This is a genomic window from Qipengyuania pacifica (genome assembly GCF_019857205.1).
In the GTDB taxonomy this organism is placed as follows: domain Bacteria; phylum Pseudomonadota; class Alphaproteobacteria; order Sphingomonadales; family Sphingomonadaceae; genus Qipengyuania; species Qipengyuania pacifica.
Genome location: NZ_JAHWXO010000025.1, coordinates 1 through 5,689 on the forward strand (window position 1 = coordinate 1; position 5,689 = coordinate 5,689).

The window sequence follows — 5,689 nt, forward strand, 5'->3', positions numbered from 1 at the left end:
TTGGGGCGCGAAGCGGACATTGCTCCTGTGCACTAGAAGCGCCGCGAAAGTTCCACGACCACGCTGGCTGCCAATGCATCTTCGGCTTTCTCGCGTCGCTCCCGAACCGTCGATACCAGCTGACGCTTCGAGTGGCTTGGCATCTTGACGATTGCAGCGAGCACGATGGCTTTCATGAGATCGTGATGCATGGTCATTGCACAGCTTCTGCAGTCGGCTCATCTGAATTCTTCCGCCGTCTCTCAACCAGCGATCGGAGACTGGCAGTCAGCACCAGCGTCGAACTGCCCAGCTTGATGATCTCGATCTCACGTTTACCGATGAGCACATAGAGCGTGCTGCGCCCGATCCCGAGATAGCGGCAGGCCTCGGGGACACGCATCACGATCGGTTCTATTGTCTGGCGCTGTCGTTGCTCGCGAAGATGCTCTGTCGTGCCTGCGGATGGCATGCCGGTCGGTCCTTTCATTCATTTGGGTGATGACGGACCGACCTGGGGGATCATGGAGGGGAGCAGACCGGCCCGCCATCGACACCGAGTATCGCTCGATCATGGGTTGCCACGCCACATGACGTTTCTACGCTGGGGCCGCCTTTGATGCGCTGCCGTCCAAGGACATGATCAATGAAAATCCTATCGCATGCGCCGATATCTGTTTGGACGGACATGGGTACGCATGCTGACGCATATCAGGCTCGAAAGACATCTGAGTACGCAATGCGCCGTCGCTGACTGAGTTGAAAACACACGTCTTTGTTAGGAGAGCGCCGGTCGGCTTACTTAAGTGCCGTCGCATATTGCTCAGCAAAACCAACCACCTGCACCCCGACCGACGGCGGTGCTTTTATCTCGCCCTAGATTCTTCCTTTCAAATCAGACGCTTGCGGAAAAATACCCCGAGCTTCTCACGCCTGCAAGCGGATTGCATCGCGACTGCATCCGGCGCGGCCAGCGACCTGCAGTGATAGCGGTGCGAGTGTGCCTCTGATCTGCAACCAAACCGCAAATTTTCTGCAGCGGCAGTACCTAAGAGCGTCGCCAAATGATCCCACGCCATGGCAGCAAAACAACGCGATCATCGCACACCAACGGCCAGATATTCGGATTGCGAGCGCACACGGGATGCTCGACGATTGGTTGCAGCCACGATCGTGGGCGGCTTTAGGGGCAATAGTCTTGACGCTTTAATGTCGTGGATGGGGCGGTCAGCGGACTATGCTAATCGGGCGTTGCTTGCACCCATATGCGGGGAACCTGATACTTTGCGGCCCACTGTTTTGCAGCGTCGAGCGCCGACTCTAAGCTCAGATCGCTCTTCGGCAGCGAGGCGTAAAACACACCCTCACCTGACGCTTTGAAGCCGTAGCCGCTGCCGAAAAATCGATCATCATCGCTAGCTTCGACGACAAGCCACGCATCCTCGTCAGCCATTTCCGGCATTTGCTCGCCGGGCTTCAGGTAGATGTATTCGACCATCGAAAAGCTATCCTCACGTTTACATAGATAACCGTGATGTCGTCGCTAGAGCAAAGGCTGCTCTTGGCAATGTCCCCGCTCGGCCATGCCGGCAAGAATGGGGTGGATAGCCGTCCATCAGGCCAGACTGGTTTGGAGTTCTTTTCGTAGTATCTGAACCAGTTGTGCGGCCGGCATTTCGCGGATTAGCGGTGCGCCCTGGCCGGCCCATTGTGCACCAAAGCCGTCGTCGCCCTTCGCCCTAGCTCTTGTGTGAAGGATTTTCCCGGCATCATAGGCAATCGGATAATCAGGCGGCAGCCGTCCACCAAGCTGATCTGACAGCGCCGTGAAGCGGTTCGCAAGCGCACGCGCTGGGCGGCCGGAGATGAGTGACGTCAGCGTCGTGTGATACGCGCCCGGACCTCTCAGGGCCGTGCGGTAACCTTCGTCTGCTGCGGACTCCGGGCACGCTATGAATGCCGTGCCGAGTTGCGCCGCGACTGCACCGAGATTGAGCGCAGCAGCGATGCCGGCGCCATCCATTATCCCTCCGGCAGCGATGATTGGAAGTCCTGTTTCCCGGACTAGTAACCGGGTGAGCACAAAGGTTCCAAGTGCATCGTCGGGCGAGGTCGGATCGAATATTCCGCGATGGCCGCCAGCTTCGATGCCTTGCGCGACGATCGCGTCGATGCCTGCCGCTTTTATCGCCCGTGCCTCCTCAAGGCTGGTGGCGGTTGCCATCAAAAAGACACCACGTGCGTGCAGTGCCGAAATGGCATCAGCCGAGGGCAAGCCGAAGTGGAAGCTGACGACGGGCGGCGCCACTTCCAACAGCATCGCCAGCATGTCAGGATCGTCGGCGAAGCTCTTGTAGATCGTGCGCAGCGTCGTCGGTGGTTTGGCGTCGAACTCGGCAAACACCGGCGCAAGCGATGCGAGCCACGCCGCCTCGCGACCGGGATCCGCCTTGGCCCTGCAGTGGACAAACAGGTTTACATTGAAGGCCCGGGCCGTGTGGCTGCGTAGCTCCTGAATCATCGCCCGTGCACCGGCCGCATCAGTCGCGCCCACTCCAATTGATCCAAGTCCTCCTGCTTCGGAAACTGAAGCTGCTAACAAGGGCGTCGAGATGCCTGCCATCGGTGCCTGGATCAAAGGCACCGTGAGTTGAAACTGATCGATAAAGGACATAGGCGCTCAGCATCCAAAGTTAAACCATCACCCGGTTATGCACCCATCAGGACCTCATGTGAACGGCGGTAAATGGGTCGCAAACCGACAGGCTGCTTTCGGCTTAGAAAAGGCGAAAGCGGAGACAACAAGTCCTCGCTCGATCACCGAATCTGGTCAGGCTTGGCCTTCGCTTCGGCCTTTAGCTTCGAGATGCGTTCCGAGCACACTTCGTGCACGACGCGGCCAAGCTCTTCAACCTGCGCGCCGAGCCATTCAAGCTCTTCCTTGGTGACGCGATAGTGCTTCGAATAGCGCGCTTTGACATAGGCGTCCTTGAGCTTTTCGAACCGGGTGCGATCGCGCTTGGTTTCGCGGGGCCAGACATAGGTGAGACGCGGGTCGATCCGCTCGGCCTGCGTGCGCAAAAAGGCCAAGTTGTGATTATGCGGCGTATAAAAAGTGCAGACCAGAAGCACGCAGTGGTAAAGTCGCTCTGCTGTCTGGTGCATCAAGAATGCCGCGAGTTTGAGGTCTCCGTCTCGTACTGCGTAACCAGCATTGCGCTTAAATCCCATCGCTGTCGGCAGCCACTCGTCAAAATACTCCTGCGCCATGGCGAGCGCCTGCACCGGTGTCTTGGGCTTAGGCGTATGAAGCTCAGTCTCATCGAACTGGTAAAGCGCAACACCGTCCTCCTTCACGTCCATGAAGAAATACCGCCCGTGGGCGAGCCCGTCGTTCACCTCCTGCAGGGTATGGACGATGAAGTTGACTGGAGTCTTGAGCGTACCGGTAACGCCATATTCGCGCATCAACCGGTCATCTAGCTTCGCCCAGTATTTGACTCTGTCGGTGAGCCGCTTGTCGTTGACGATGATCAGCAGATCGAAGTCGGAGCGGTAGCCCTTCGCGGTGTGGGGCTCATCGACCCACGTGCCGCGCGCATAGCTACCGTAAAGGATCACCTTGAGGATGCGCCCCGCCTTCTTCCACTCATGCTTGGCGAGGGCAAAGGCGTCATCAAACTCCTCGAAGATAAGCTGCACCACGCGCTCAAGTTCGCGCTGCTTTTGCGGGGGCAAATGATCAAGGTCGGTCTTCATCGTCTAATCTCTAGCAAGCAGCCGCGAAGCTTGCACCTGCCGAGTGCACAGGCGCGCGGCGACGGCGCACCCCAAAGCGCTAAGGAGCCGCGCGCTGATATGCTGCGCGTTAGCAACAATCCGACAAGGATTGTCGTTAGCATAGTTAAGAGGCGCTGGAGCCCAGCATTTCTGCGGGTTTGAGGCCTGTTTTGGTTCCTAATAGTCCGAGCTGTGAGTTCCTGATAGTCCGTGTCCCCCGGTTCCTGATAGTCCGAACAGACCACAGGCTTATCCACAAGGCCCATCCCCATTTCTGGAGACAGGCCTTGATTTGGAGCGGCGACAAGCACGAGCTACCGCAGTCTCTCAATCTGGCTTCAGGGCAGACCTAGACAAGTAGGCATCATGCCACAGCACGCAACGCTGCCAGTGTGCGCGCTTGCTTGATCTCCCGCACGCTCCGCAACTCGCCACCGTCCAATAGTCGAGCAATCTCTCCCGCCACTTGATCCGCCGCGATGACGAGCGCGGTATCCAGGTGCACATAGCGCTGGGTTACGCCGCGCGGGGCATGACCGAGCAGGCCCGAGATGGTCAGTTCACTGAATCCTTGTGCCGCTGCCATGCTTGCAAAGCTGTGGCGCAGGGTGTGCGGTGTCACGCTGTCCAGACCCGCGCGCGCGCAGACCCGGCCCAGCACCCGAACGACGCCTATGAAATGCCCATCGCCCCAATCCGCCGGGAAGATGAAGGGCGAATGGCTGGACAATGCCTGAGCCTCCAGCACATGCATTGCTGAGTCTCCCGCCACGCGGATTTGCGGACCGGACTTTGTATCCGGAAAACGGACGAGATTGTCGTCGGGCTGTACCCATTCCTTGCGCATTGCCAGCACTTCCATGCGGCGAAAACCGGTGAGAAGCATGACGCGGATTGCAGCAAGGCCGGTCGGGTGCTCGCCCTCGCTTTCCATCTGCGTCATCACCTTGCCAAGGTGACGGATTTCGCCAGCGCTCAGATATCGCTTCGCCTTCTGCGAGGCCATGATGCGCACGCCTTTTGCCGGACTAGCCTCAATAATGCCGAGGCGGCGGGCGTGATTGAGTAAAGCGCGAAGCGTGCTGATGGCGCGGGCAGCAACGCCTGCGCCGCCAGCCGTTTGCCCACCTCGGGATCTGCGCCTCGCTTGGGCAGTCCGACCAGCCGCAATATCACCTTGCAAGCGTTCAATATCTGCCAATTTCAATTGGCTGACCACGCGATTCCCTATCAGCGGCTTAATGTGGAGTTCAATGCGGCTTCGATCACCTGCGATTGATGACGCTTTAATAGGGCGGCGGTTGCGTCCGATCAGCCGACCGGCTTCGGCCTCGGCAAGATACCAATCGCAAACTGCTGCGATTGTCAGCCCCGTGCGGACCGAGTGTCGTTCGGCAGACGGGTCGGCCCCGTCGATCACGGCGGCGAGTTTCTTTTGGGCGAGGTTGCGGGCTTGCTCGACAGTCAGGACTCCATATTGGCCTATGACGCAGCGACGGGTCCTCGCCTCTTGGTTCCGATACTGGATGATAAAGGTTTTGGTGCCGCTTGGTTTTGCGCGAACGCCAAAACCGCGCAGTTCGTTGTCCCAAAGGAAGGCGTCACGCTCTGGGTTGGATTTAAGCGCCTCGACGGTGCGTTTAGTTAATCTGGTCATGCGATTTGTCCGTGATTTGAGTTGTCATTCCTTTCGAAGTTGCTCCTGCGCTCCGGTGGCCCACGCGCTTGATATTTGCTTCCCCACGCAGGTGCAGCATGACCGGGGAAGCAGGGGGGAAGCAGTAGGAGGGAAACCACCGGAAATCGCAGCGTACCAATGGCGACTCGGTGTGATAAACAAGCAATTGATGTTGCGTGGAATATAGTAGATTTTACTGAAAACGGAGACGATAGCGAAAATACCAATTGGCAGTTGCCAAGGTTGGGGTCG

At 58.3% G+C, this 5,689-nt stretch carries 6 protein-coding genes; all 6 read right to left on the reverse strand.

The window, feature by feature from the left end:
* Positions 1-32 precede the first annotated feature (32 nt).
* Entirely contained in the window at positions 33-197 is a 165-nt protein-coding gene (locus KYK83_RS16785; protein WP_158246688.1) for a hypothetical protein, read from the reverse strand.
* On the reverse strand, positions 194-451 hold the full coding sequence (locus KYK83_RS16790; protein WP_103025266.1) for a helix-turn-helix domain-containing protein: 258 nt from the start codon (positions 449-451) through the stop codon (positions 194-196). The genes KYK83_RS16785 and KYK83_RS16790 overlap by 4 nt, the downstream gene beginning before the upstream one ends.
* Before the next feature lie 768 nt (positions 452-1,219).
* On the reverse strand, positions 1,220-1,477 hold the full coding sequence (locus tag KYK83_RS16795; RefSeq protein ID WP_103025254.1) for a hypothetical protein: 258 nt from the start codon (positions 1,475-1,477) through the stop codon (positions 1,220-1,222).
* Positions 1,478-1,594: 117 nt separating this feature from the next.
* Positions 1,595-2,653, reverse strand: a complete 1,059-nt coding sequence (locus KYK83_RS16800; protein ID WP_103025253.1) for an NAD(P)H-dependent flavin oxidoreductase — start codon at positions 2,651-2,653, stop codon at positions 1,595-1,597.
* 143 nt (positions 2,654-2,796) lie between these two features.
* Positions 2,797-3,738 (reverse strand): HEPN domain-containing protein, encoded by a 942-nt coding sequence (locus KYK83_RS16805; protein WP_103025252.1) that lies wholly within the window; start codon positions 3,736-3,738, stop codon positions 2,797-2,799.
* A gap of 385 nt (positions 3,739-4,123) precedes the next feature.
* Positions 4,124-5,416 (reverse strand): tyrosine-type recombinase/integrase, encoded by a 1,293-nt coding sequence (locus KYK83_RS16810; protein WP_103025251.1) that lies wholly within the window; start codon positions 5,414-5,416, stop codon positions 4,124-4,126.
* Positions 5,417-5,689 lie beyond the last annotated feature (273 nt).